This is a genomic window from Stutzerimonas degradans (assembly GCF_024448505.1).
GTDB classification, from domain to species: domain Bacteria; phylum Pseudomonadota; class Gammaproteobacteria; order Pseudomonadales; family Pseudomonadaceae; genus Stutzerimonas; species Stutzerimonas degradans.
In genome coordinates, this window is the sequence record NZ_JAMOHV010000010.1 from 21,864 (window position 1) to 46,011 (window position 24,148).

The following is a 24,148-nucleotide window of genomic DNA, read 5'->3' on the forward strand; positions in this document are numbered from 1 at the left end:
CAGCGATTGCAGATGAATTGCGGCGCGCTTCCCTTTAGACTTTGCCGCCTTCTTTTCGCAAGAGCCAGGGTCGATGCCCACTGCCATTCCAGCCGATTCCGTTGGCCTGGTGAGTCCGAAGGTCGCGCATTTCGCCGAACCGCTGGCACTCGCCTGTGGCCGCACGCTGGCTGACTACCAGCTGATCTACGAAACCTACGGCCAACTGAACGCCGCGCGCAGCAATGCCGTGCTGATCTGCCATGCGCTGTCCGGCCATCACCATGCCGCCGGCTACCACAGCCCGGACGATCGCAAGCCGGGCTGGTGGGATAGCTGCATCGGGCCAGGCAAGGCGATCGACACGGAGCGCTTCTTCGTCGTCAGCCTGAACAACCTCGGCGGCTGCAACGGCTCGACCGGCCCGAGCAGCCTCAATCCGGCGACCGGCAAGGTCTATGGTGCCGACTTCCCGGTGGTCACCGTGGAGGACTGGGTGCACAGCCAGGCACGTCTGGCCGACCAGCTCGGCATCGCACAATGGGCCGCCGTGGTGGGTGGCAGCCTGGGCGGCATGCAGGCGCTGCAATGGACCATCAGCTACCCCGAGCGCGTGCGCCACTGCCTGGCGATCGCCTCGGCGCCCAAGCTGTCGGCACAGAACATCGCCTTCAACGAAGTCGCGCGCCAGGCGATTCTCTCCGACCCGGAATTTCACGGCGGGCACTTCCAGGATCTGGGCGTGATTCCCAAGCGCGGCCTGATGCTGGCGCGCATGGTCGGCCACATCACCTACCTGTCCAACGATGCGATGGGCACCAAGTTCGGTCGCGGCCTGCGCAGCGAGAAGCTCAACTACGACTTCAACAGCGTGGAATTCCAGGTCGAGAGTTACCTGCGTTACCAGGGCGAGGAATTCTCCAGCCGCTTCGACGCCAACACCTACCTACTGATGACCAAGGCGCTGGACTACTTCGACCCGGCCGCCGCGCACGATGACGACCTGGCCAAGACCTTCGCCGATGCCAAGGCCGATTTCTGCGTGATGTCCTTTACCACCGACTGGCGCTTCTCGCCGGAGCGCTCGCGGGAAATCGTCGACGCGCTGCTCGCCGCACGCAAGAACGTCTGCTACCTGGAGATCGACGCGCCGCAAGGCCACGATGCTTTCCTGATCCCCAATCCCCGCTACCTGCAGGCCTTTCGCGGTTACATGAACCGCATCGCCGTATAAGGAACCTCCATGCGCGCCGACCTGGACATCATCCAAGACTGGATTCCGACCGGCAGCCGGGTGCTCGACCTCGGCTGCGGCAACGGCGAGCTGCTGGCCTGGCTGCGCGACCACAAGCAGGTCAGCGGCTACGGCCTGGAGATCGACCCCGACAACATCGCCGCCTGCATCGAAAAGGGCGTCAACGTCATCGAGCAGGACCTGGACAAGGGTCTGGGCAACTTCGCCAGCGACAGCTTCGACATGGTGGTGATGACCCAGGCGCTGCAGGCCGTGCACTACCCCGACCTGCTGATGAAGGAAATGCTGCGCGTCGGTCGCCAGTGCATCATCACCTTCCCCAACTTCGGCCACTGGCGCTGTCGCTGGTACCTGGCGAGCAAGGGCCGCATGCCGGTTTCCGAGTTCCTCCCCTACACTTGGTACAACACGCCGAACATTCACTTCTGCACCTTCGAGGACTTCGAACGGCTCTGCCATGAACGTGGCGCGCGGGTGCTGGAGCGACTGGCGGTGGATCGCGATCACCGACACGGCTGGGGCAGTCGCCTGTGGCCCAACCTGCTGGGCGAGATCGGCATCTACCGCGTTACCGGACCGGCCCGATGACCGGCTGCACTGCTGGAGGAGAGACCATGAAACGTGCCCTGATCTGCCTGCTGGTCGCGCTGTTCGCGCTGCCGGCGTTCGCCGAGCGCAAGCACAGCGCCGGCGAGTACGACATTCACTACATCGCCTTCAATTCCGGCTTCCTGCAGCCGGACGTCGCCGCCGCGGCCGGCCTGGTGCGCAGCAAAACGCAGGGCGTGGTCAACGTCTCCGTGCTCAAGCAGGGCAAGGCGGTGCCGGCGCAGGTCAGCGGCACGGTGAAGAACCTGCTCGGGCAGGACCGGCCGCTGACCTTCAAGCAGCTCAAGGAAGGCGATGCGGCGCTGTACTACCTGGCGCAGTTCCCCATCGACTCCCAGGAAACCCTGCGCTTCAGCCTGACGGTCAAGCCGCAGGATGGCGAGCCGGTGACCTTCGACTTCAACCAGGAAATCTTCCCCGACGAATGATGCCTTTCAAAGAACTGGTGCTTGCCAGCCACAACGCCGGCAAGCTCAAGGAACTCCAGGCCATGCTCGGCGATAGCGTGCGCGTCCGCTCGATCGCCGAGTTCAGCACCATCGAGCCGGAAGAGACCGGCCTGTCGTTCATCGAGAACGCCATTCTCAAGGCGCGTAACGCCGCGCGGCTATCCGGACTGCCGGCACTGGCCGACGACTCCGGTCTGGCGGTCGATGCGCTTGGCGGCGCGCCGGGCATCTATTCGGCGCGCTATGCCGACGGCCAGGGCGACGCGGCGAACAACGCCAAGCTGCTGCACGTTCTGCAGGGCGTGCCGGACGCCGAGCGCGACGCCCAGTTCGTCTGCGCACTGGCGCTGGTGCGGCACGCCGATGACCCGCTGCCGATCATCTGCGAAGGCCTGTGGCACGGGCGCATCCTGCACGCCCCGCGCGGTGAGCACGGTTTCGGCTACGACCCACTGTTCTGGGTGCCCGAATGCGACTGCTCCAGCGCCGAGCTGCCGGCAGCCGAGAAGAACCAGCTCAGCCACCGCGCGCGGGCCATGTCACTGCTCAAGCAGCGCCTGGGCATCGCGTGATCATTGCCTCGGACACGGCAGCCAGCGCGGTATCCGGGCAACACCAAACGGCGCCGCTCGACCCGCTGCCGCCACTGGCGGCGTATGTGCACATCCCCTGGTGCGTGCGCAAATGCCCGTACTGCGACTTCAACTCCCACGCCGCCGGCGCCGAGTTGCCAGAAGCCGCCTATGCCGACGCGCTGCTGGCCGACCTGGACGAGGATCTCGAACAGGTACAGCAGCGCCGGCTGACCTCGATCTTCTTCGGCGGCGGCACGCCGAGCCTGTTCAGCGCGTCGGCGCTGGGGCACATCCTCGACGGGCTGGAGCGGCAGGTGGGCTTCGCCGATGACATCGAGATCACCCTGGAAGCCAACCCGGGCACCTTCGAGCAGGCCAAGTTCCACGACTATCGCCAGCTCGGCATCAATCGCCTGTCGATCGGCGTGCAGAGTTTCCAGGCCGACAAGCTCAAGGCACTGGGCCGCATCCACGATGGCGACGAGGCCGTCCGCGCCGCCGACATGGCGCGCGCCGCCGGCTTCGACAACTTCAATCTGGACCTGATGCACGGCCTGCCGCAGCAGAGTCTGGACGACGCGCTGGCAGACCTGCGCACCGCCATCGCCCAGCAGCCGACGCACCTGTCCTGGTACCAGCTGACCGTCGAGCCGAACACCGAGTTCTGGAGCCGACCGCCGTTGCTGCCGGACGACGACATCCTCTGGGACATTCAGGAAGCCGGACAGGCACTGCTCGCCGAACACGGCTACCGCCAGTACGAGACCTCTGCCTATGCCCAGCCCGGTCGGCAGGCGCGACACAACCTGAACTACTGGACCTTCGGCGACTTTCTCGGCATCGGCGCCGGCGCCCACGCCAAGCTCACCCAGACCGACGGGCGCATCCTGCGCAGCTGGAAGACCCGCACACCAAAGGACTACCTCGACCCGGGTAAACCCTTTCGTGCCGGCGAAAAGCAGCTGCAGACGGACGAGCTGCCCTTCGAATTCCTGATGAATGTGCTGCGCCTCACCGACGGCGTGCCGGCACTGCTGTTCACTCAGCGCACCGGCCTGTCGCTCGACCTGCTCGCCGCCGGGCGTCGCGAGGCCGAGGCGCGCGGCCTGCTGGTCGCCGATCCGCAGCGGCTGGTGGCGACGCCCAAGGGCCAGCTGTTTCTCAACGACCTGCTCCAACTCTTCCTGCCCTAAGGAACCCGCATGGATTTGCTACTCGACCTGATCGCCAGCCTGTCGCGCTGGAGCCGCAGTCACCTGTCGGATATCTCGCTGGCGATCATGGCCACACTGTTCGTGCTGTTCGGCCCGGCGCTCAATGCCTGGGTACAGAAGAACATCGGCGGACTCAACTTCGTGCTGCGCACCCTGCTGTTCGTGATCTTCTGCGCCATCGTCTACGGCTTGGGGATCATCTACCTGAGCCCCTGGCTGGCGAAGGGGCTGGCGCAGTTCAACAACTACACGCTGGCACCGGTGCTGCTGGTGGTGCTGTTCATCGTCGGAGTGATCGCCGATCGCAACTGAGCACGCATCGCCACACATGAAAACGCCGCCCGAGGGCGGCGTTCTTGTGTGGCGTTCGACTCAGTTCGCGCCGCGGCGTAGCGCCTGTGGCGAGAAGTCGTGGGGGCTCAGGCGCACGCCGAAGTCGTACATCGGTTCGCCGTTGTCCAGCCCATCGACGAAGTAATTGCCGTCCTTGAGGTGATACAGCGTCTCCAGGGTGCTGTTGAACATCGGCACCTCGTAGTAACTGATCGGATGGCTTTCCTGCAGGCCGATCAGCTGGCCGCCGTCATCGAACAGATCCACGGCGAGAATCTGCCAGCTGTCCTCGTCGAGGTAGAAGCGCCGCTTGGCGTAAGGATGGGTGAAGCCGGTACGCAGGGTCGCCTCGACCACCCACACGCGATGCAGCTCGTAACGCAGCAGCTCGGGGTTGAGCGTGCGCGGCAGGACGATGTCGTCGTAAGGAATGCCCTGCTGGTGCACCGCATAGCTGTTGTAGGGCATCAGCATTTCGCGCTTGCCCAGCAGCTGCCAGTCGTAGCGATCCGGCGCGCCGTTGAACGAGTCGACCACGTCGGCGGTGGCCAGGCCGCTGGTGTCCGGTTGCACCGAATCGTAGGCCAGCGACGGCAGGCGCCGCACTCGGCGGTCACCCGGGCTGTAGCGCCAGGCCTTGCGCGTAGTCAGCACCTGATCCATCGGGTCCTGTACCACCAGCGAGGTGCCGGCCAGCTTGGCCGGTGCGGTCACCCGGTATTTGTAGTACAGCAGGGTGTTGTTCAGATCACCCTGCTCCATACCCTCGCGGTTGTAGACGTAATACACGTGACGATCGCGCTTGATGTAGTTGGCACGGCCGCCGATCACCACCGCCTGGTGGTTGATCATGTGGGTCTGATCGCCCTTGTAGTGCAGCACGTGGTTCCAGATCGCCTCCATGCCGTTCTGCGGCAGCGGGAAGGGAATGCCGGCCGCCGCGCCCTGGATGCCATTACCGTTGGCAATCAGCTCGGCGGATTGGGCATTGGCCCGGGTAGCCTCGTAGATACGCTGCGGCGCTGCAGCGCTGCGACGGGTCGGGAAGACGCGCAGATGGAAGTCGGGATAGCGCTCGAGCAGCGCCGCCAGACCCTCGGGTAGCCGCGCGGCATGCTCGGCGAGGTTGTTCTTGTCGACGCGATAGAGCGGCGCATCATCGGCGAACGGATCGGGATGGTGCATGCCCGGCTGGTAGCTCGCCGGCGGGGTGACACCGCCGGTCCACGCCGGGATGGTGCCGTCCGCGTTGCCGGCCCGCTCGGCGCCGAGCGGCGTGAGGTCCTGTCCCAGGCGCGCCGCCTGGCTCGCATCCACCGCGGCGAGTACCGGCCAACTGGCACAGGCCGTCAGCAGCACTGCAATCTTCACGTACATCGTCTACTTCCCCCTTGTGGCGGACGACGACGGCCGTGCATGTGCAGGCTCGCGGCCATCCGCTGGCATTGTTGTTCGGTTCGGGCAGGCGAGCCGTCCTGGCGTTGTGCATCCTGCGGCCGCTTGGCTGCGGCTCTTGTGCGGCGGTGCGTGCCGACTCAGTCGACGCGCTGGAACTTCAGGTCCCAGACGCCGTGACCGAGGCGCTCGCCGCGGCGCTCGAACTTGGTCACCGGACGCTCCGCGGGCCGCGGCACGTAAGCGCCGTCGGTTGCGAGATTGCGGTAGCCCGGCGCTGCGCTCAGCACCTCGAGCATGTGCTCGGCATACGGCTGCCAGTCGGTCGCCATGTGCAGCACGCCACCGACCTTGAGCTTCTGCCGGATCAGCTCGGCAAAAGCCGGTTGCACGATACGGCGTTTATGGTGACGGCTTTTGTGCCAAGGATCGGGGAAAAACAGCAGAACCCGATCGAGGCTGGCGTCGGCGACGCATTCACGCAGGACCTCGAGCGCGTCGCAACTGTAGACGCGAACATTCTGCAGGTTTTGTGACAGAAGTCCGCTGAGCAGCGCCCCCACCCCCGGCTTGTGCACTTCAACGCCGATGAAGTCCTGCTCGGGCGCGGCGGCGGCCATTTCCAGCGTCGAATGGCCCATGCCGAAGCCGATCTCGAAGGTACGCGGCGCCTGGCGGCCGAACACCTGGTCGAAGTCGCGCAGGCCGTCGCTCAGCTCCAGGCCGAACTTCGGCCAGCCCAGTTCGATGCCGCGCTGCTGGCCGAGGGTGGTGCGGCCGGCGCGCATCACGAAGCTCTTGATGGTGCGCCGATGTTCGAGCGGCTGCTCGGGCGTGGAGGTCGGTTCAGTCATGGGATACCTGCGAAAACAAAAAAGCCGGCCCCGACTCGACATCGGGACCGGCCACGAGAGGAATCAGCGGATCAGTCCTTCCAGAGGCGACGAAGCGCTGGCGTAAAGCTTCTTCGGCATGCGTCCGGCGAGATAGGCCAGACGCCCAGCCTCGATGGCGTATTTCATCGCCTCGGCCATCAGCACCGGGTGCTGCGCATGGGCGATGGCGCTGTTCATCAGCACCGCCTCGCAACCCAACTCCATGGCGATGGTGGCGTCGGACGCGGTACCCACGCCGGCATCCACCAGCACCGGTACGGTAGCCTCCTCGAGGATGATGCGCAGGTTGTACGGGTTGCAGATGCCCAGGCCGGTGCCGATCAGGCCGGCCAGCGGCATCACCGCGATGCAGCCCATCTCCGCCAGCTGGCGGGCGATGATCGGGTCGTCGCTGGTGTAGACCATCACGTCGAAGCCGTCCTTGACCAGGACTTCGGCGGCCTTGAGGGTTTCGATCACGTTGGGGAACAGGGTTTTCTGGTCGGCCAGCACTTCCAGCTTGACCAGTTTGTGGCCGTCGAGCAGCTCACGCGCCAGGCGACAGGTGCGCACCGCATCCTCGGCGGTGTAGCAGCCGGCTGTATTCGGCAGGATGGTGTAGCGCTCGGGGCTGATCACGTCGAGCAGGTTCGGCTCGCCGGGGTTCTGGCCGATGTTGGTACGGCGCACGGCGACGGTGACGATCTCCGCGCCGGAGGCCTCGATGGCGTCGCGCGTCTCGTCGAGGTCCTTGTATTTGCCGGTGCCTACCAGCAGCCGTGATTGATAGGTGCGGCCAGCCAGGATGAAGGGCTTGTCGTTCGGAACTGCGCGCATGGGTAATCCTCGTTCGGAGGTTGAACAGCACAACGGCCGCCGTCACGGCAGCGGACGCTTCGAATCTAGGTGGCTGGGAGCGCTAGCCGCCGCCGATGGCGTGCACCACCTCGACGTGATCGCCCTCGCTGAGCGCCGTCGCGGCATGCGCGCTGCGTGGCACGATGTCGCGATTGAGCTCGACTGCCAGGCGCCGCCCGCTCAGTTCCAGGCGCACGAGCAGATCGGCGACCGTCTGGCCGGCGGGCAGCTGGTAGGGTTCGCCATTCAACTGAATCAGCATGGGGTTCGCCGCCATTGCGAAAGGGGGTCGGCATTCTAGCCCGAACCACCCGGCACACCAAAGCGCCGGCGGCGGCCGTTCATCCCGCTCGACGAGGCAGGCGCCAGCCGGCCAGCCCCAGGCACAGCCAGCCGGCGAGGAAGGCGGTACCGCCCAGCGGCGTGACGATACCGAGCTTGCCGATGCCGGTCAGAGTCAGCAGGTAGAGGCTGCCGCTGAACAGCACGACACCGATGGCGAACAACGCCCCGGCCGCACGCAGCAGCCGGCCCGGCGCGTGCAGGCTCAGCAACGCGACACCGAACAATGCCAGGGCATGGATCAGCTGGTACAGCACGGCAGTCTGGAAGATGGCCAGGTACTCGGCGCTCAGGCTGGCTTTCAGGCCATGCGCGGCGAAGGCGCCGAGCGCAACGCCGGTGAGGCCGAAGCCGGCGGCGAGCGGCAGGTATGCACGAATCATCGGGTCGTCCGGGTGGTGGCTGCGTAACGGCCGCTATAATGCCGGCTCTTTTTGCCTGCGACCACGCCACATGCTCCGCTTCCTGCTGCGCCGCTTGATCAAGTTGCTGCTCTGGACCGCCGCCCTGTCGGCCGCGCTGGTCCTGCTGCTGCGCTGGGTGCCGCCGCCGTTCACCGCGCTGATGGTCGAGCGCAAGATCGAATCCTGGATCGACGGCAAGCCCATCGACCTGCAGCGAGAATGGCGACCGTGGCAGGAGCTGCCGGACGATCTGAAGATGGCGGTGATCGCCGCCGAGGACCAGAAGTTCGCCGAGCACTGGGGGTTCGATGTCGCCGCGATCCGCGCGGCCTTCAGCCACAACGCCAGCGGCGGTTCGCTGCGCGGCGCCTCCACGCTGAGCCAGCAGGTGGCCAAGAACCTGTTCCTGTGGTCCGGTCGCAGCTGGCTGCGCAAGGGCGTCGAAGCCTGGTTTACAGCACTGATCGAACTGCTGTGGCCGAAGCAGCGCATCCTTGAGGTCTACCTCAACAGCGTCGAATGGGGCACGGGCATCTTCGGAGCGCAAGCGGCCGCACGGCAGCACTTCGGTGTGGGTGCGCCGTACCTGTCGACCCGCCAGGCCTGCCTGCTCGCCGCGGTGCTGCCCAACCCGCGCGAGTGGAGCGCCGGCCGCCCCAGCGCCTACGTGAGCAATCGAGCGAACTGGATCCGCCGGCAGATGCGTCAGTTGGGCGGCAGCCATTATCTGCAGCGCCTGGAAGTCGAGCGCTGAGCGACCGCCGGCACTGCGATCGGCGTGACACCCGCGGCTCGACCGACGTCTAGCAGTACGGCGATCATCGTCGACCGCACCGCAACCCCTGGCACCACAGCGCACTGTGGCTTTCTTCGAGCAGTACCTCTACGGATCCGAAGCAGGACATGAATACGCCTCTCCTCCGGCTGTGCCTGGGTTACTTCCTGCTGGCCATGACTTGGGTGCTGATCAGCGATCCGCTGCTGCTGGCCCTCACCGATGGCCGCCAGGCCGGCTGGCATAGCCTCAAGGGCGGGCTGTTCGTACTGGTCACCAGCACGCTGCTGTATCTGCTCGGGCGCCAGCATATCCGTCGGGCCGCCGCGCAACAGCAGACCCAGCGCCAACAGGAAACCAGCCTGCGACAGGCCGCCGCGGTGTTCGACAGCACCCAGGAAGGCGTGTTGGTGACCGATCCCGAACAGCGCATCGTGCACGTCAATCCGGCGTTCAGCCGCATCACCGGCTACGCCATCGACGAAGTGCTCGGCCAGACCCCCAAGTTGTTCGCGTCCGGGCAGCATGACCGGCACTTCTATCGCGACATGTGGCGTTCCCTGCGCAGCACCGGCGCCTGGAGCGGCGAGATCTGGAATCGTCGCAAGAGCGGCGAGGTATACCCGCAGTGGCAGAACCTGCGCGCCATCCACGACGAGCACGGGCAACTCAGCCATTACGTCGCGGTATTTTCCGACCTCACCGCACTCAAACGCTCGCGCGAGGAGCTGGAGCAGCTGGCGCACTACGATCCGCTGGTGCAGCTGCCCAACCGCCTGCTGTTCAGCGAGCGCGCCAAACAGGACATCGAGCGCGCCCGTGCGCACAAGCGTGGCGGGGCGATGCTGCTGATCGACCTCGACCACTTCAAGGACATCAACGAGAGCCTCGGCCCCAGTCTCGGCGACGCGCTGTTGCAAGCCGTCGCGCGCCGGCTTGGGGAGCTGGTACGCGAGGGCATGACTCTCGCCCGCCTGGGCGGCGACGAGTTCGCCCTGCTCTGTGAGAACTGCGGTGCCGACCAGGCCGCGTCACTCGCGCTACGCATCCTCGGTGCGCTGAACCAACCCTTTCGCCTCGGCGAGGTCGAGCTGTTCAGCAGTGCCAGCATCGGCATCGTGCTGTATCCCTCGCCGACCAACGTGCAGAACGTCGAGCAGCTGATGCGCAACGCCGATTCCGCGCTGTTCAAGGCCAAGCACGACGGCCGCGGCAGTTATGCCTTTTACTCCGAGGAGCTGACCCGTCAGGCCCGCCAGCGCGTCGAACTGATCACCGCCTTGCGCCAGGCGCTGGAGCAGCATCAGCTGCAAGTGCACTATCAGGCGATCTACGACCTCACCGACGGCACGATCGTCGGCTTCGAGGCGCTGGTGCGCTGGACGCATCCGCAGCAGGGGCCGATCTCGCCAGCCGTTTTCATCCCCCTCGCCGAGGACAGCGGGCTGATCGGCGCCATCGATCACTGGGTGATGACCCAAGCCTGCGGGCAGATGCGGGACTGGCTGAACGCCGGCCGGGCGCTGCACTTCATGGCGGTCAACGTCTCCAGCCGCATGTTCAGTTACGGCGAACTCGATGCGCAGGTCGCCGGCATCCTCGGCGAAACCGGCCTGGCGGCCCAGTATCTGGAGTTGGAAATCACCGAAAGCGCGATGATGCAGGACCCGGACGCCGCCAGCGAGCAGCTGCGCCGACTGCGCGAACTCGGCGTGCGCCTGGCGATCGACGATTTCGGCACCGGCTATTCGTCGCTGCTGCGCCTCAAGCGCATGAACGTGCACAAGCTCAAGCTCGATCAGGGCTTCGTCCGCGGCCTGCCGCAAAGCCTGGAAGACGCGGCGATCACCCGCTCGGTCATCAGCCTGGCACACAACCTCGGGCTGCAGGTCGTCGCCGAAGGTATCGAACAGGCTTACCAGGCGGCCTTCCTGCTGGAGCACGGCTGCGATTATGGCCAGGGCTACGGCTTCGCCCGCCCGCGTGCCGCGCAGGAGATCGACTGGCAGATCACCCGTATGGAGTACGGCCAGTCGCAGGTCGTTGCCGGGCGCCATATGTCAGTCTGACATCATCCATGGGTAGGCTTTCTCGCGCCGGTGCACTACCCTGCGGCGAAGGCAGGGCTGCGCACGGCTGAGCCGAAACGCCCGGCAACCCATTGAATCCGTCTCCATTCGCGTCTGGTGGCGCCTTGCAGTCAATTATGGGCGATCCCGCAATCGACAATGATTCCTCGACCGGCTGGCGCCAACTGATCGGCTGGCGCAACGGCATTGCCTGGCTGGTCCTGCTGTTCACGCTGCTGGTGCAGCTGGTGGTGTTCCAACACCTGCGCAGCAACGAGGAGCAGGCGGCCAGCCAGCAGTTCGACCTGCTCAGCGAAAAGGTCATCGAGGCCATCCAGCGTCGCCTGCATAACCACGAGCAGATCCTGCTCGGCGGTGCCGGCCTGTTCGACGCCAGCGGCCTGGTCAGCCGCGAGCAGTGGCACACCTATACGCAGCGCCTGCGCCTCGACGAGCGTTACCCGGGCATCCAGGGCGTCGGCTTCGCCCAGGCGATCCGGCCCGCCGAGCGCGCGGCGCACGAGGCGGCGATACGTGCCGAAGGTTTTCCCGACTACGCCATTCGCCCCGAGGGCCAGCGCCCGCTGTATACCTCGATCGTCTATCTGGAGCCGTTCGATGCGCGCAACCGCGCAGCCTTCGGCTATGACATGTACGCCGAACCAGCGCGCCACCAGGCAATGCTGCGGGCGGCGCGGGAGGGCAAGACCAGCATCACCGGCAAGGTCACCCTGATGCAGGAGATCGATGGCAACGTGCAGGCCGGCGTGCTGCTCTACGTGCCGGTGTACCGCCCAGGGCTACCGCTGGACACCGCCGAGCAGCGCATGACGGCGCTGCGCGGCTTCGTCTACAGCCCTTACCGGCTGGGCGATCTGATGCAGGGCATTCTCGGCGATGTCGACCTGCCGCTGGATCTGAGCGTCTATGCCAGCGACCGCGAACAGTCCGAGCACCTGCTGTTCACCACCCATCAGGCGCCCGACAATGCCCACCAGCCCGTCTACAGCCGTCTGCAACAGCTGCAGCTGTACGGTCAGACCTGGACCCTGCGCCTGAACAGCCTGCCGGAATTCGAGGCGCGCTTTCACACCAACGACGCACTGGTGGTCGGCCTGGGGCTGGGCCTGAGCCTGCTGCTGTTCTTCCTCACCGCCTCGCTGGCGCTGCGCCACCAGCGCGCCCAGGCGCTCGCCGAACAAATGACCCGGCACATCCGCTGCAACAAGCAGGCCCTGCGGCTGAGCGAGGAGCGTCTGTCGCTCGCGCTCAAGGGCAGCAATGACGGCCTCTGGGACCTCGATCTGGAAGCCGGCACGCTCTACGCCTCGCCGCGCGCCTGGGAGATGCTCGGTTATCGCCCCGGCGAACTACCTTCCGATCTCAAGCTGTGGGAACGGGTCATGGTCGCCGAAGACCTCGCGCGCGAACGTGCCCGTCTGGCCCGGACGATGCTGTCGGACGTCGACCACTTCACCACCGAACTGCGCCTGCAGCACAAGCACGGCGAGGTGATGCCGGTCCTGCTGCGCGGTTACATCCAGCGCGACGCGAACGGCCAGGCGCAACGCATCAGCGGCACCCTGATGGACCTGACTGAACGCAAGCGCATCGAGCAGATGAAGAACGAGTTCGTCTCCACCGTCAGCCATGAACTGCGCACGCCGCTGACCTCGATCAGCGGCGCGCTCGGACTGATCACCGGCGGCGCTCTGGGCGAAGCTCCGGCGGCGATGCAGCAGATGCTCGAGATCGCCTACCGCAACAGCCAGCGCCTCGGTCACCTGATCAACGACCTGCTCGACATGGAGAAGATGGCCGCCGGCAAGATGACCTTCGAGCTGCGCGAACACGACCTGGCGCGCCTGCTGGAGGACGCCGTGGCGAGCAACCGGGGCTTCGCCGAGCAGCACGGCGTACGCTGCGTGCTCGAAGCGCCGCCGCGGGTCAACGTCTGGGTCGACGGCCTGCGCCTGCAACAGGTGCTGAACAACTTCCTCTCCAACGCCATCAAGTTCACCCCCGAACACGGCGAAGTGCGTGTACACGCCAACATGCGCGGCAATCAGGTGCGCGTCTGCGTCAGCGATCAGGGTCCGGGCATCCCGCAGGCGTTCCGTCAGCACGTGTTCGAGAAGTTCGCCCAGGCCGATGCCTCGGACAGCCGCAAGATCGCCGGGACCGGCCTGGGCCTGGCGATCAGCAAGGAACTGATCGAGCGCATGGGCGGCAGCGTCGGCTTCGAGTGCGTGGACGGCCAGGGCACGACGTTCTGGTGCCAACTGCCGGTGCAGACCTCGCTGTACGGCGACAGCAACGACGATGACGGACGTCCGCGCCTGCTGGTAGTCGAGGACGAACCGGACACCGGCCGTCTGCTGCACCTGATGCTGCGCGAGGGCGGTTATGCGGTGGATCGCGTGCAGAGCCTGTACCAAGCGCGGGAACGGCTGGCAGCCGGCGGCTATCAGGCGATGACCCTGGACCTGCACCTGCCCGATGGCAGCGGCCGCCAACTGATCGAGGAGATCCGCCGCGATCCGGCGCTGCGCAGCCTGCCGGTGATCGTCATTTCCGCCGCCAACCAGCTCGACCCCGGCATTGCCGACGAGCACACCATCTGGCTGCACAAGCCGATCACCAGCACTCAGCTACTGACCTCCGTGCAGCATGCACTCGCACCGTCGCGCTGAGCGGCGCTGACCGAGCGCCCATGAAAAACGCGGGAGGGTCGTCAGACCACTCCCGCGTTCAACAGAACCTTCGCCGCGTTATGCGTCAGGCCTGGATCGAGCCTTTGAGCTTGTTCATCGCATTCTTTTCCAGCTGGCGAATGCGCTCCGCGGAGACGTTGTACTTGGCGGCCAGGTCATGCAGCGTCGCCTTGTCCTCGCTCAGCCAGCGCTGCTGGAGAATGTCGCGGCTGCGCTCGTCGAGGCCTTCCAGCGCTTCGTGCAGGCTGGAGGTGGAACTGTCGCTCCAGTCGGCATCTTCCAGCTGGCGGGCCGGGTCGTAGCGATGGTCTTCCAGATAGTGCGCCGGCGACTGGAATGCGCTGTCGTCGTCGGCGTCGGCAGCCGGATCGAAGGCCATGTCGTGGCCGGTCAGACGGCTTTCCATCTCGCGGACCTCGTGCGGCTCGACGCCGAGGCTGTCCGCCACGCGGTTGACTTCCTCGTTGTTCAGCCAGGCCAGACGCTTCTTCTGGCTGCGCAGATTGAAGAACAGCTTGCGCTGCGCCTTGGTCGTGGCGACCTTGACGATGCGCCAGTTGCGCAGGATGAATTCGTGGATTTCCGCCTTGATCCAGTGCACAGCGAAGGACACCAGGCGCACACCCATTTCCGGGTTGAAGCGCTTGACCGCCTTCATCAGGCCGACGTTGCCTTCCTGGATCAGGTCGGCCTGGGCCAGCCCATAGCCGGAATAGCTGCGGGCGATGTGCACGACGAAGCGCAGATGCGCCAGAACCATCTGCCGCGCGGCCTCGAGGTCCTGCTGGTAGAACAGCCGCTCAGCCAGTTCGCGCTCCTGCTCGACGGTAAGCAGCGGCAGGCTGTTTACGGTGTGCACGTAGGCCTCGAGATTGGCTCCCGGGACCAGCGCGTGAACAGGTTGCAGAGTCGTGGTCATGCAGTTCCTCCGATAGTGAAGCTGCAGCAGTTTAGCACTGCCGCATGAGACTTCAAGCACACCGAAAAGTTCACTTACGTTACCGATAAGCTCTTATATATCAACGAGTTATCAGCGCGGCGCCAATTCGCTCAAATGCCTCGCCACGGCCAGCCAGGCACCGATATAACCCAGCAGTACGGCACCGATCACCAGCGACAGGGCATCGCCCGAAGGCACGCCGGCCAGGCCGAAATCACTGCCGTAGAGCCCCGCCAGCCGCGTGACCGCCTCGTTCAGCCAGCCCAGACCGTAGGCCAGCAACAGCCAGGCGATGAGGCCGGCGCCCAGACCGTAGAGCGCGCCCATGTAGAGGAACGGACGCCGCACGTAGCCGTCGGTGCCGCCGACCAGCTTGACCACCTCGATCTCGGTGCGTCGGTTCTCGATATGCAGGCGGATGGTGTTGCCGATCACCAGCAGCAGTGTGGCGATCAGCAGCAGGCTGAGGCCGAAGACGAAGCGGTCGCCGAGCTTGAGGATCGCCGTCAGCCGCTCCACCCACAGCAGGTCGAGCTGCGCCTGCTCGACGCCGGGCAGCGCCGCCAGCCGCGTACGCAGGGCTTCGAGCTTGTCCTTGTCGACTTCCTCGGGCGTAACCAGCACCACGCCGGGCAGCGGGTTTTCCGGTAGTTCCTTGAGTGCTTCGCCGAGCCCGGACAGTTGCTGGAATTCCTCCAGCGCCGCCTCGCGGCTGATCCACGTCGCCTCGGCGACATCGGGCAGCGCCGCCACTTGGTCGCGCAGCTTCTCGCCGCGTGCCGCATCGATGTCCAGCTTGAGGAACAGCGAGATCTGCGCCGCGCGCTGCCAGGAGCCGCCGAGGCGTTCGACGTTGTCCAGCAGCAGCGCCAGCCCCATTGGCAGGCTCAGCGCCACCGCCATCACCAGACAGGTGAAGAAACTGCCGATCGGCTGCTTGAACAACCGACTGACGCTGTCCACCAGACTGGCGCGATGGCTTTCCAGCCAGGCATGCAGCAGCGTCTGGAAATCCGGCTCGTCGCTCTTGTGCTCGGTTTTCTTCACCGAGCCGCCGACGCGCTCGGCCGCGCTGGTATTGGATTTGGCTTTGCGTTCGTCGCTCATCAGCTGGCCTCCCCGTCGCCGATCAGGCGACCACGCTGCAGCGTCAGCATGCGATGACGCATGCGCGCGATCAGCGCCAGATCGTGACTGGCGATCAATACCGTGGTGCCGAGGCGGTTGATGTCCTCGAACACGCCCATGATCTCGGCCGCGAGCCGCGGGTCGAGGTTGCCGGTGGGTTCGTCGGCCAGCAGCAGCGCCGGCCGATGCACCACCGCGCGGGCGATGCCGACGCGCTGCTGCTGACCGGTGGACAGGTCCGCCGGGTACTGCAGCGCCTTGTCCTTGAGGCTGACGCGCTCCAGCGCGGTCATCACCCGCTGGCCGATTTCACGCTTGTTCAGCCCGAGGATTTGCAGCGGCAGCGCGACGTTGTCGAACACTGTGCGATCGAACAGCAGCTGATGGTTCTGGAACACCACGCCGATCTGCCGGCGCAGGAACGGAATCTGCGCCGTGGTGATGCGCGACAGGTCCTGTCCGGCCAGCAGCAGCTTGCCGCTGGTCGGCCGCTCCATCGCCAGCAGCAGGCGCAGCAGCGTGCTCTTGCCGGCGCCGGAATGACCGGTGACGAAGAGAAACTCGCCGCGCTGCACGTGGAAGGATAGCTCGTGCAGCCCGACGTGGCCGTTGGGGTAGCGTTTGCCGACCTGCTCGAAACGGATCATTTGCCGTCCTGCTGGCCGAACAGCGCCCGCACGAAGGCATCCGCCTCGAAGGTGCGCAGGTCATCGATACCCTCGCCGACGCCGATGTAGCGGATCGGCGTGCCGAACTGCTTGGCCAGGGCGAAGATCACCCCGCCCTTGGCGGTGCCGTCGAGCTTGGTCAGCGCCAGCCCGGTGAGCTCGACCGCCTGATTGAACTGGCGGGTCTGATTGATCGCGTTCTGTCCGGTGCCGGCGTCGAGCACCAGTAGCACCTCGTGCGGCGCCGTCTCGTCGAGCTTGCCGATCACCCGACGGACCTTCTTGAGCTCCTCCATCAGGTTGTCCTTGGTGTGCAGACGGCCGGCGGTGTCGGCGATCAGCACGTCGACACCACGGGCCTTGGCGGCCTGCACCGCATCGAAGATCACCGAGGCCGAATCGGCGCCGGTGTGCTGGGCGATCACCGCGATGTTGTTGCGCTCGCCCCACACCTGCAGCTGCTCGACGGCGGCGGCGCGGAAGGTGTCGCCAGCAGCGAGCATGACCTTCTTGCCCTCCTGCTGCAGCTTGCGCGCCAGCTTGCCGATGGTGGTGGTCTTGCCGACGCCGTTCACGCCGACCACCAGAATCACGTAGGGCCGCGCCTGGCTGTCGATGATCAGCGGCTGCTCGACCGGTTGCAGCAGGCTCGCCAGCTCTTCCTGCAGCGCCTTGTACAGCGCACCGCTGTCGGCCAGTTCCTTGCGCGACACGCGGCGGGTGAGGTTCTGCATGATCACGCCGGTGGCTTCGACGCCGACGTCGGCGGTCAGCAGGCGGGTTTCCAGCTCTTCGAGCAGGTCGTCGTCGATGGCCTTCTTGCCGAGGAACAGGCTGGCCATCCCCTCGCCGATGCTGGCGCTGGTCTTCGACAGGCCCTGGCGCAGGCGGGCGAAGAAGCCCAGCTTGGCCGGGGCCTCGGACGCCGGCGCGGCAGCGGCCGGCTGCGGTTCGGGCTGCGCTTCGAGCGGAGGCTCGACTTCTGGCTCGATTTCTAGCTGGGGCTCTTCAGGAACGGGTTCTGCGAGAACGGGTGCTGGGGAGGCAATGGGCTGCTCCGGCTCGGCAGTGCGCTCGGACTGTGCGGCCAGCGCCTCGGCCGTCTCGGCAGCCTGGATATCCGCGTGTTCGGCCAGTGGCTGGCTGTCTTCCGGCGGCTCACTGGCGGGCGGTTCGGCGGCCGGCGCCTGCGGCTTCTTGCGCAGCCAGCCGAACAGGCCCTTCTTCTCGCCGGGCTCGGCCGGCGTCTTCTTGTCGTCGTTGGAACCAAACATGGAGAAGATATTCTCAAGGATGCGAAACGCCGGCAGCCACGCGGCCGGCTGGACGGGCGCTATCCTAGCACCTCCCCGCCGGGGTGCGCTAAGCACGGGCGCAGGCCCCACGGCACTGCACGCTTTGCCTGTTCCGCCCTCGCCAGTACCATGTTCGGCGCTTTGCCCGCCCTGCCAGCCGCTTCGGCGCCATTGACCCGGGAAACCTGCTATGCACCTGACGTTACGCCGCGCTGCGGCCCTGTTGCTCGGCGCGCTGTACCTGCCGCTGGTCGCCGCGACCGACAGCCAGCCGACCCACGAATTCTTCCTCGACAACGGCCTGAAGGTGATCGTGCGCGAGGACCACCGCGCGCCGGTGGTGGTCTCCCAGCTCTGGTACAAGGTCGGCTCCAGCTACGAGACGCCCGGCCAGACCGGCCTTTCGCACGCGCTCGAACACATGATGTTCAAGGGCAGCCGCAAGCTCGGTCCCGGCGAAGCCTCGCGCATCCTGCGCGAGCTGGGTGCCGAGGAAAACGCCTTCACCAGCGACGACTACACCGCCTATTACCAGGTGCTGGCGCGCGATCGCCTGGCGGTGGCCTTCGAGCTGGAAGCCGATCGCCTGGCCAGCCTCAAGCTGCCGGTCGAGGAATTCACCCGCGAGATCGAGGTGATCAAGGAAGAGCGCCGCCTGCGCACCGACGACAAGCCCAACGCGCTGGCCTTCGAGCGCTTCAAGACCGTCACCTACCCGGCCAGCGGCTACCGCAACCCAACCATCGGCTGGATGGCCGATCTCGAACGCATGCAGGCCGACGAGCTGCGCGCCTGGTACGAGCAGTGGTACGCGCCGAACAACGCCACCCTGGTGGTGGTCGGCGACGTTACCCAGGACGAGGTGCGCGGCCTGGCCGAGCGCTACTTCGGTCCAATCGCCAAGCGCCCGCTGCCGTCGGCCAAGGCGCCGCTGGAACTGGACGAACCCGGCGAGCGGCGCCTGCAGCTGCACGTCAACACACAGCTGCCGACTCTGCTGATGGCGTTCAACGTGCCGAGCCTGTCGACCAAGGCGGACGCCCGCCAGATCCACGCCCTGCGCCTGATCGCCGCGCTGCTCGACGGCGGCTACAGCGCGCGCCTGCCGGAACGCCTGGAACGCGGCGAGGAGCTGGTGACCAGCGCCTCCGCCTGGTACAACGCCTACGCCCGCGGCGACAGCCTGTTCATGCTCTCGGCGGTGCCCAACGTGCAGAAGGGCCGCAGCCTGGCCGATGTCGAAAGCCGCCTGTGGGCCGAGCTGGACCTGCTCAAGCAGCACGCGCCGAGCCGCGAGGAACTGGAGCGCGTGCGCGCCCAGGTGATCGCCGGACTGGTCTACGAGCGCGACTCGATCACCCAGCAGGCCACCACCATCGGCCAGCTGGAAACCGTCGGCCTTTCCTGGCGACTGATGGACGACGAACTGGCCGCGCTGGAGGCCGTCACCCCCGAGGACATCCAGCAGGCGGCGCGCACCTACTTCACCCCCACGCGCCTGAGTGTCGCCCACGTGCTGCCCGAGGAGAGCGCCGATGAATGATTCCCGCACCCTGCGCCGCAGCCTGCCTGGCGTGCTGCTGGCCGCCTGCCTGGCCCTGACCGGTTGCGATCAGGACGCCCCCGTCCCGCCACCCCAGGCGGCGCCGGCGGCCACCGAGACCCGCCCGGCGGCGACCGGCGGCGACGCACCGCGCCTGGAATCGCTGGCCAGCCTCGACGAGCAGCCACTGGCGCGACGCAAACTCGACATCCAGACCTGGCAGACCGCCGAAGGCGCCAAGGTGCTGTTCGTCGAGGCTCACGAGCTACCGATGTTCGACCTGCGCCTGACCTTCGCCGCCGGCAGCAGCCAGGACGCCGGTACGCCAGGGCTGGCCCTGCTGACCAACGCGATGCTCAACGAAGGCGTCGCCGGCAAGGATGTCACCGCCATTGCCCAGGGCTTCGAGGGGCTCGGCGCCGACTTCAGCAACGGCTCCTACCGCGACATGGCGGTGGCCAGCCTGCGCAGCCTGAGCGCCGCGGACAAGCGCGCGGCGGCGCTCGAGCTGTTCAGCGAAGTGGTCGGCCGTCCGACCTTCCCCGAGGATTCGCTGCAGCGGATCAAGAACCAGCTGCTGGCCGGCTTCGAATTCCAGAAGCAGAACCCCGGCAAGCTGGCCAGCCTCGAACTGTTCGAGCAGCTCTATGGTGCGCATCCCTACGCGCACTCCAGCGAAGGCACTGCCGAGTCGGTGCCGGGCATCGGCGTGCAGCAGCTGCGCGAGTTCCATGCGCGCGCCTATGCCGCCGGCAATCTGGTGATCGCGCTGGTCGGCGACCTCGACCGTACCCAGGCCGAGGCCGTCGCCGCGCAGGTATCCGCCGCGCTGCCGCAGGGCCCGGCTTTGCCGGCGACCCCGGTACCCGAAGCACCGCCGGCCGGCAAGCACCACATCGAATACCCGTCCAACCAGACCCACCTGCTGCTGGCCCAGCTCGGCATCCCGCGCGGCCATCCGGACTACGCGGCGCTGTACCTGGGCAACCAGATTCTCGGCGGCGGCGGTTTCGGCACCCGGTTGATGGAAGAAGTGCGCGAGAAGCGCGGCCTGACCTACGGCATCTACTCGGGCTTCAGCCCGATGCGCGCCGCCGGGCCGTTCATGATCAGCATGCAGACCCGCGCCGAGCTGACCGACGGCTCACTGCAGCTGGTGCAGCAGCTGGTACGCGACTACCTCGCCGAAGGCCCGACCGAGGCCGAGCTGGAGCGCAGCAAGCGCGAAATCGCCGGCAGCTTCCCGCTCTCGACCGCGAGCAACGCCGACATTGTCGGCCAGCTCGGCAGCATCGGCTTCTACGACCTGCCGCTGACCTATCTGGAAGATTTCATGGGCGAAATCCAGACGCTGACGGTCGAACAGGTCAAGGCGGCGATGAACAAGCACCTGCAACCGGACGGTTTCGTCATCGTCACCGCCGGCCCCAGCGTCGAGCAGCAACCGCTGCCGCCGCCCACCGAACGACCTGTCGAACAGCCCAGCGCGGTTCCGGAGCATTGATGGCCAACCCACCGATTCGACCCAGCGCCCATGGCGGCCAGGGCCAGCTACGCATCATCGGCGGCGACTGGCGCTCGCGCCGCTTCAGCTTCCCCGACGCCGAAGGGCTGCGGCCGACGCCCGACCGCGTGCGCGAAACGCTGTTCAACTGGCTGATGCCGTACCTCTCCGGCGCGCGGGTACTCGACCCGTTCGCCGGCAGCGGCGCGCTCTATCTCGAGGCGCTGTCGCGCGGCGCCGGCATAGCGCTGGCGCTGGACCTCAACGCCAACGCCATCGCCAGCCTGCGCAAGCATCTGGACACGCTGAGCTGCGGCAACGGCCAGCTGCTGCAGAGCGATGCCCTGCGCTACCTGGAAACCCAGACACCGTCTCCGTTCGATCTGGTGTTCCTCGATCCGCCGTTCAACAAGAACCTGCTGCAACCGGCGTGCGCGCTGCTCGAAGACAAGGGCTGGCTGGCCGAACGCGCCTGGATCTACACCGAAAGCGAAGCGGCGCCGTCGAGCCTGGGGCTGCCGGGCAACTGGCGTCTGCATCGCGAGAAGAAGGCCGGCAAGGTGTTTTACGCGCTGTGGGAGCGCACGGCCTGAGCGGATCAGGTGCCGCGGCTGACGCGCGGCACCCTGCGGTTCAGTAGAAGTCGACCGTCTGCCCGTCGCGGTCGAAAGCCAGGAAGCGACCGATATTGCCGGTCTCGATGGCAGCGACCATCATCTTCAGCGGCTCCTCGGCGTCGTCCGCGCCGGGCGTGATGCCGGCCAGCCCCGGCAGTGCGGCGGCGAAGAACAGGTCCCAAGCCACGCCGGTACGCTGCGATTCCTCGCGCAACGCGGCGAAGCTGCTCAGTTCCTCGGGTAGTTTGTCGACGCAGAGCACCGGCTTGAGCGAGCCGCCGGCATTCTCCTCGAAGCGCTGGCGCTCCTCCTCGGTGGCGTCGTCGGGCAGTTCCGCCGTGACGAAAACGAACAGCAGCCGCTGCGGCTCGCGTTCCTGCCGCGCGGCATTCAGGAGTTCATCGAACGGGGTGGTGGTCATGGCTTGGTTTCCAGGCTGCGAATTCACCGTGCACTGTTTACCCGCCGCGGCGCGCTGGCCATATCTCCAAAGGTGTACGTCCGCCGAAAGGCCTGCACCATTCAAGCCGCACATGGTGCTGTTCTTCGCCCATTGCAGGCACTAACGTCGAGCCAACCCAAGCGCTGCGAGCAACCGTGACCGACCTCTTCCAACCCGCCTGGTGGCTGCCGGGGCCGCATCTGCAGACCCTGTGGAACCCGTTCTTCCGCACCACGCCGACACTCGCGCGCCGGCGCGAACGGCTGTGGCTGGCCGATGGCGATTTCATCGACCTCGACTGGCACGGCCCGCACGACGCCACGGCGCCGCTGGTGCTGGTGCTGCACGGGCTCACCGGCTCGTCCAGCTCGCTTTACGTGCTGGGCCTGCAGCAACAGCTGGCCGCACGCGGCTGGACCAGCGTGGCGATCAACTGGCGCGGCTGTTCGGGCGAGCCCAACCTGCTGCCGCGCGCCTACCATTCCGGCGCCAGCGATGACCTCGGCGAAGTCATCACCCACCTGCAGGCCAGCCGCCCGCTGGCGCCGCTGCACGCGGTCGGCTATTCGCTGGGCGGCAACGTGCTGCTCAAGTACCTGGGCGAAACTGCCGGCAGCTGCCCGCTGCGCAAGGCGGTCGCGGTGTCGGTGCCGTTTCGCCTGGACCAGTGCGCCGACCGCATTGGCCTGGGCTTCTCACGCGTTTATCAGGCGCATTTCATGAAGGCGATGGTCGCCTACGTGAAGGACAAGCAGCGGCTGTTCCGCGAACGCGACCTGCAGCAGCACCTGGCCACTCTCAGCGGCCTGGGCACGCTCGACGGCATGCGCACCTTCTGGGACTTCGACGGCCGCATCACCGCCCCGCTGCATGGCTACCGGGACGCCGAGGACTACTACCGGCGCGCGTCGAGCCGCTATTTCCTGCCCGACATCGCGATCCCGACGCTGCTGATCCAGGCCGCCGACGACCCCTTCGTGTTCCGCCACAGCGTGCCGGAAACCAGCGAACTGTCAGCGACCACCACGCTAGAACTGCACGCCCACGGCGGGCACGTCGGCTTCATCGAGGGCACACCACGCCGTCCGCGCTACTACCTGGAGCGGCGCATTCCGCAGTGGCTGGCGGGTGCCTGAGCGATCTCAGCTGCCGAACGGCAGCCACGCGTGCGGGAATCGTGCCTTGAGGCCGAGCCGGTCGATGCGCCACTCGGGCGGCAGCCCATCCTGCACCCGTGCTATCACCCGCAGGCTGCGCGTCGGTGCGCTGAACGGCGGGCGCAGTTCGACCGGGACCGGCGCTGCGTCGTCCACCGCCTGGATCACCACCGCCAGGCGCTGGCTGTGGTCCGGGAAAACCAGCATCAGCGACTTGCCGGGCATGGCCTCGGCGGCATGCCGCGGGTCGAGATAGACCCACACCTGCGGCTCGCCGTCGCTTTCCACGCGCAGCAGCGGCGTACCCGGTCCGACGTTCTCGCCAGGCGCGACGAGGATTTCGCCGACACGGCCGTCATTCTCGGCGCGCAGCTCCAGCCCCTGCAAACGGCTATCCAGCCAGGCCAGCTCAAGGTCGCGCTGACGCTGCTCGGGGCCGACCTCCGGCTGGCGACGCTGCTCCAGCTGATACAGCTCGCGCAGCCGTACATCACGCAGATCGGTCGCCGCCAGCAACTCGCCACGGGTGGCCGCGCCGGCATCGAGCAGCCGCTGGACCTGCCGTACGCGCGCTTCGGCACCTGCCAGCGACTCCTGCAGCAGCGCCCGTTCGGCTTCCAGGCTGGCGGCATTCGGGCTTTCCATCGGCGTGCTCGCCGCCTCCAGCAGGAAGCGCCGTGCCCGCCACTCCGGGTTGTCCAGACGCACCAGCAGCTCGCCGGCCGTGACCCGCTGCCCCGGCTGTACCAGCAGCTGCTGGACCTGCGCGGCGTCACGCGCGCGCAGCTCGCTGCCCGGCAGATGCAGCTGAGCCGGCGCCTCGATCAGCCACAGGGTGAGCACCCAGCGGCCGATCAGCCAAAGCAGCGGACTGAGTACCGCCAGCAGAATGAGGTACCAGCGCACTCGGAAGGCCAGGCGCTTGCCCGGCGCATAGAGCACCTGCAGGCCCTGCTCCTGGGTGGGTTGTTGCTCCTTGGCGCTGGAGAATTTGATCTTCATGCGATG

At 66.7% G+C, this 24,148-nt stretch carries 24 protein-coding genes; 13 read left to right on the forward strand and 11 right to left on the reverse strand.

Annotation, left to right across the window (positions count from 1 at the left end):
- Positions 1-73 precede the first annotated feature (73 nt).
- From metX to NAV27_RS13600, 6 genes are all read left to right on the forward strand, one after another.
- Positions 74-1,213, forward strand: a complete 1,140-nt coding sequence (gene metX / locus NAV27_RS13575; RefSeq protein WP_077682778.1) for a homoserine O-succinyltransferase MetX — start codon at positions 74-76, stop codon at positions 1,211-1,213.
- Between the two features lie 9 nt (positions 1,214-1,222).
- The gene (gene metW, locus NAV27_RS13580; RefSeq protein ID WP_043299502.1) at positions 1,223-1,822 is read left to right on the forward strand and encodes a methionine biosynthesis protein MetW; all 600 of its coding nucleotides are present in this window, start codon (positions 1,223-1,225) and stop codon (positions 1,820-1,822) included.
- A gap of 26 nt (positions 1,823-1,848) precedes the next feature.
- Positions 1,849-2,271 carry a DUF4426 domain-containing protein gene (locus tag NAV27_RS13585; RefSeq protein ID WP_102829099.1) on the forward strand — a complete coding sequence of 141 codons (423 nt, stop codon included), beginning with the start codon at positions 1,849-1,851 and terminating at the stop codon, positions 2,269-2,271.
- Positions 2,268-2,864 (forward strand): RdgB/HAM1 family non-canonical purine NTP pyrophosphatase, encoded by a 597-nt coding sequence (gene rdgB, locus NAV27_RS13590; RefSeq protein WP_102829100.1) that lies wholly within the window; start codon positions 2,268-2,270, stop codon positions 2,862-2,864. Before NAV27_RS13585 ends, rdgB begins: the two co-directional genes overlap by 4 nt.
- A gap of 65 nt (positions 2,865-2,929) precedes the next feature.
- Positions 2,930-4,060, forward strand: coding sequence for a radical SAM family heme chaperone HemW (gene hemW, locus NAV27_RS13595; protein WP_102829191.1), 1,131 nt, complete (start codon positions 2,930-2,932; stop codon positions 4,058-4,060).
- A 9-nt stretch (positions 4,061-4,069) separates the two neighbouring features.
- The gene (locus NAV27_RS13600) at positions 4,070-4,393 is read left to right on the forward strand and encodes a DUF3392 domain-containing protein (protein ID WP_043299499.1); all 324 of its coding nucleotides are present in this window, start codon (positions 4,070-4,072) and stop codon (positions 4,391-4,393) included.
- Between the two features lie 60 nt (positions 4,394-4,453).
- On the opposite strand, the gene NAV27_RS13605 is transcribed toward NAV27_RS13600, so the two are convergent.
- From NAV27_RS13605 to NAV27_RS13625, 5 genes are all read right to left on the reverse strand, one after another.
- Positions 4,454-5,791: a DUF1329 domain-containing protein gene (locus NAV27_RS13605; RefSeq protein WP_043299498.1), complete on the reverse strand. Its 1,338-nt coding sequence runs from the start codon at positions 5,789-5,791 to the stop codon at positions 4,454-4,456.
- 158 nt (positions 5,792-5,949) lie between these two features.
- The gene (gene trmB / locus NAV27_RS13610) at positions 5,950-6,663 is read right to left on the reverse strand and encodes a tRNA (guanosine(46)-N7)-methyltransferase TrmB (RefSeq protein ID WP_043299497.1); all 714 of its coding nucleotides are present in this window, start codon (positions 6,661-6,663) and stop codon (positions 5,950-5,952) included.
- A gap of 63 nt (positions 6,664-6,726) precedes the next feature.
- Positions 6,727-7,521: a thiazole synthase gene (locus NAV27_RS13615; RefSeq protein WP_043299496.1), complete on the reverse strand. Its 795-nt coding sequence runs from the start codon at positions 7,519-7,521 to the stop codon at positions 6,727-6,729.
- 82 nt (positions 7,522-7,603) lie between these two features.
- Positions 7,604-7,819 (reverse strand): sulfur carrier protein ThiS, encoded by a 216-nt coding sequence (gene thiS / locus NAV27_RS13620; protein ID WP_256430462.1) that lies wholly within the window; start codon positions 7,817-7,819, stop codon positions 7,604-7,606.
- A 64-nt stretch (positions 7,820-7,883) separates the two neighbouring features.
- The gene (locus NAV27_RS13625) at positions 7,884-8,267 is read right to left on the reverse strand and encodes a DUF423 domain-containing protein (RefSeq protein WP_102829102.1); all 384 of its coding nucleotides are present in this window, start codon (positions 8,265-8,267) and stop codon (positions 7,884-7,886) included.
- Positions 8,268-8,337: 70 nt separating this feature from the next.
- Between NAV27_RS13625 and mtgA the strand changes: the two genes are divergently transcribed.
- From mtgA to NAV27_RS13640, 3 genes are all read left to right on the forward strand, one after another.
- Complete coding sequence (gene mtgA / locus NAV27_RS13630; RefSeq protein ID WP_102829103.1) at positions 8,338-9,042, forward strand: monofunctional biosynthetic peptidoglycan transglycosylase; 705 nt, start codon at positions 8,338-8,340, stop codon at positions 9,040-9,042.
- Positions 9,043-9,191: 149 nt separating this feature from the next.
- Positions 9,192-11,132: a phosphodiesterase DibA gene (gene dibA, locus NAV27_RS13635; protein ID WP_102829104.1), complete on the forward strand. Its 1,941-nt coding sequence runs from the start codon at positions 9,192-9,194 to the stop codon at positions 11,130-11,132.
- Positions 11,133-11,269: 137 nt separating this feature from the next.
- Positions 11,270-13,825, forward strand: coding sequence for a hybrid sensor histidine kinase/response regulator (locus tag NAV27_RS13640; RefSeq protein ID WP_102829105.1), 2,556 nt, complete (start codon positions 11,270-11,272; stop codon positions 13,823-13,825).
- Between the two features lie 85 nt (positions 13,826-13,910).
- Here the strand turns inward: NAV27_RS13640 and rpoH are convergent, their stop codons facing one another.
- From rpoH to ftsY, 4 genes are all read right to left on the reverse strand, one after another.
- Positions 13,911-14,765, reverse strand: a complete 855-nt coding sequence (gene rpoH, locus NAV27_RS13645) for an RNA polymerase sigma factor RpoH (RefSeq protein ID WP_008568531.1) — start codon at positions 14,763-14,765, stop codon at positions 13,911-13,913.
- Positions 14,766-14,876: 111 nt separating this feature from the next.
- Positions 14,877-15,893 carry a permease-like cell division protein FtsX gene (gene ftsX / locus NAV27_RS13650; RefSeq protein ID WP_008568532.1) on the reverse strand — a complete coding sequence of 339 codons (1,017 nt, stop codon included), beginning with the start codon at positions 15,891-15,893 and terminating at the stop codon, positions 14,877-14,879.
- Positions 15,893-16,561 carry a cell division ATP-binding protein FtsE gene (gene ftsE / locus NAV27_RS13655; protein ID WP_008568533.1) on the reverse strand — a complete coding sequence of 223 codons (669 nt, stop codon included), beginning with the start codon at positions 16,559-16,561 and terminating at the stop codon, positions 15,893-15,895. Before ftsE ends, ftsX begins: the two co-directional genes overlap by 1 nt.
- Positions 16,558-17,856, reverse strand: a complete 1,299-nt coding sequence (gene ftsY / locus NAV27_RS13660) for a signal recognition particle-docking protein FtsY (protein ID WP_102829106.1) — start codon at positions 17,854-17,856, stop codon at positions 16,558-16,560. Before ftsY ends, ftsE begins: the two co-directional genes overlap by 4 nt.
- A gap of 211 nt (positions 17,857-18,067) precedes the next feature.
- Between ftsY and NAV27_RS13665 the strand changes: the two genes are divergently transcribed.
- Genes NAV27_RS13665 through rsmD form a run of 3 tightly spaced genes read left to right on the forward strand, consistent with a single transcriptional unit; the run spans position 18,068 to position 21,517 of the window.
- Positions 18,068-19,420, forward strand: coding sequence for a M16 family metallopeptidase (locus NAV27_RS13665; protein WP_102829107.1), 1,353 nt, complete (start codon positions 18,068-18,070; stop codon positions 19,418-19,420).
- Positions 19,413-20,924: a M16 family metallopeptidase gene (locus NAV27_RS13670; RefSeq protein WP_102829108.1), complete on the forward strand. Its 1,512-nt coding sequence runs from the start codon at positions 19,413-19,415 to the stop codon at positions 20,922-20,924. Before NAV27_RS13665 ends, NAV27_RS13670 begins: the two co-directional genes overlap by 8 nt.
- Positions 20,924-21,517 (forward strand): 16S rRNA (guanine(966)-N(2))-methyltransferase RsmD, encoded by a 594-nt coding sequence (gene rsmD, locus NAV27_RS13675; protein WP_102829109.1) that lies wholly within the window; start codon positions 20,924-20,926, stop codon positions 21,515-21,517. Before NAV27_RS13670 ends, rsmD begins: the two co-directional genes overlap by 1 nt.
- 40 nt (positions 21,518-21,557) lie before the next feature.
- On the opposite strand, the gene NAV27_RS13680 is transcribed toward rsmD, so the two are convergent.
- The gene (locus NAV27_RS13680) at positions 21,558-21,962 is read right to left on the reverse strand and encodes a ribonucleotide reductase subunit alpha (protein WP_102829110.1); all 405 of its coding nucleotides are present in this window, start codon (positions 21,960-21,962) and stop codon (positions 21,558-21,560) included.
- Between the two features lie 176 nt (positions 21,963-22,138).
- Here NAV27_RS13680 and NAV27_RS13685 point away from each other — a divergent pair, with 176 nt between their 5' ends.
- Positions 22,139-23,119, forward strand: coding sequence for a hydrolase (locus NAV27_RS13685; RefSeq protein ID WP_102829111.1), 981 nt, complete (start codon positions 22,139-22,141; stop codon positions 23,117-23,119).
- A gap of 6 nt (positions 23,120-23,125) precedes the next feature.
- Here the strand turns inward: NAV27_RS13685 and NAV27_RS13690 are convergent, their stop codons facing one another.
- The gene (locus NAV27_RS13690) at positions 23,126-24,142 is read right to left on the reverse strand and encodes an HlyD family secretion protein (protein ID WP_102829112.1); all 1,017 of its coding nucleotides are present in this window, start codon (positions 24,140-24,142) and stop codon (positions 23,126-23,128) included.
- Between the last annotated feature and the right edge of the window lie 6 nt (positions 24,143-24,148).

Bases quoted from the DNA above. Each gene is read 5' to 3' on its own strand.
- metX (WP_077682778.1), top strand. From the start codon at position 74: ATGCCCACTGCCATTCCAGCCGATTCCGTTGGCCTGGTGAGTCCGAAG.
- metW (WP_043299502.1), top strand. From the start codon at position 1,223: ATGCGCGCCGACCTGGACATCATCCAAGACTGGATTCCGACCGGCAGC.
- NAV27_RS13585 (WP_102829099.1), top strand. From the start codon at position 1,849: ATGAAACGTGCCCTGATCTGCCTGCTGGTCGCGCTGTTCGCGCTGCCG.
- rdgB (WP_102829100.1), top strand. From the start codon at position 2,268: ATGATGCCTTTCAAAGAACTGGTGCTTGCCAGCCACAACGCCGGCAAG.
- NAV27_RS13600 (WP_043299499.1), top strand. From the start codon at position 4,070: ATGGATTTGCTACTCGACCTGATCGCCAGCCTGTCGCGCTGGAGCCGC.
- NAV27_RS13605 (WP_043299498.1), bottom strand. From the start codon at position 5,791: ATGTACGTGAAGATTGCAGTGCTGCTGACGGCCTGTGCCAGTTGGCCG.
- trmB (WP_043299497.1), bottom strand. From the start codon at position 6,663: ATGACTGAACCGACCTCCACGCCCGAGCAGCCGCTCGAACATCGGCGC.
- NAV27_RS13615 (WP_043299496.1), bottom strand. From the start codon at position 7,521: ATGCGCGCAGTTCCGAACGACAAGCCCTTCATCCTGGCTGGCCGCACC.
- thiS (WP_256430462.1), bottom strand. From the start codon at position 7,819: ATGGCGGCGAACCCCATGCTGATTCAGTTGAATGGCGAACCCTACCAG.
- NAV27_RS13625 (WP_102829102.1), bottom strand. From the start codon at position 8,267: ATGATTCGTGCATACCTGCCGCTCGCCGCCGGCTTCGGCCTCACCGGC.
- mtgA (WP_102829103.1), top strand. From the start codon at position 8,338: ATGCTCCGCTTCCTGCTGCGCCGCTTGATCAAGTTGCTGCTCTGGACC.
- dibA (WP_102829104.1), top strand. From the start codon at position 9,192: ATGAATACGCCTCTCCTCCGGCTGTGCCTGGGTTACTTCCTGCTGGCC.
- NAV27_RS13640 (WP_102829105.1), top strand. From the start codon at position 11,270: ATGGGCGATCCCGCAATCGACAATGATTCCTCGACCGGCTGGCGCCAA.
- rpoH (WP_008568531.1), bottom strand. From the start codon at position 14,765: ATGACCACGACTCTGCAACCTGTTCACGCGCTGGTCCCGGGAGCCAAT.
- ftsX (WP_008568532.1), bottom strand. From the start codon at position 15,893: ATGAGCGACGAACGCAAAGCCAAATCCAATACCAGCGCGGCCGAGCGC.
- ftsE (WP_008568533.1), bottom strand. From the start codon at position 16,561: ATGATCCGTTTCGAGCAGGTCGGCAAACGCTACCCCAACGGCCACGTC.
- ftsY (WP_102829106.1), bottom strand. From the start codon at position 17,856: ATGTTTGGTTCCAACGACGACAAGAAGACGCCGGCCGAGCCCGGCGAG.
- NAV27_RS13665 (WP_102829107.1), top strand. From the start codon at position 18,068: ATGCACCTGACGTTACGCCGCGCTGCGGCCCTGTTGCTCGGCGCGCTG.
- NAV27_RS13670 (WP_102829108.1), top strand. From the start codon at position 19,413: ATGAATGATTCCCGCACCCTGCGCCGCAGCCTGCCTGGCGTGCTGCTG.
- rsmD (WP_102829109.1), top strand. From the start codon at position 20,924: ATGGCCAACCCACCGATTCGACCCAGCGCCCATGGCGGCCAGGGCCAG.
- NAV27_RS13680 (WP_102829110.1), bottom strand. From the start codon at position 21,962: ATGACCACCACCCCGTTCGATGAACTCCTGAATGCCGCGCGGCAGGAA.
- NAV27_RS13690 (WP_102829112.1), bottom strand. From the start codon at position 24,142: ATGAAGATCAAATTCTCCAGCGCCAAGGAGCAACAACCCACCCAGGAG.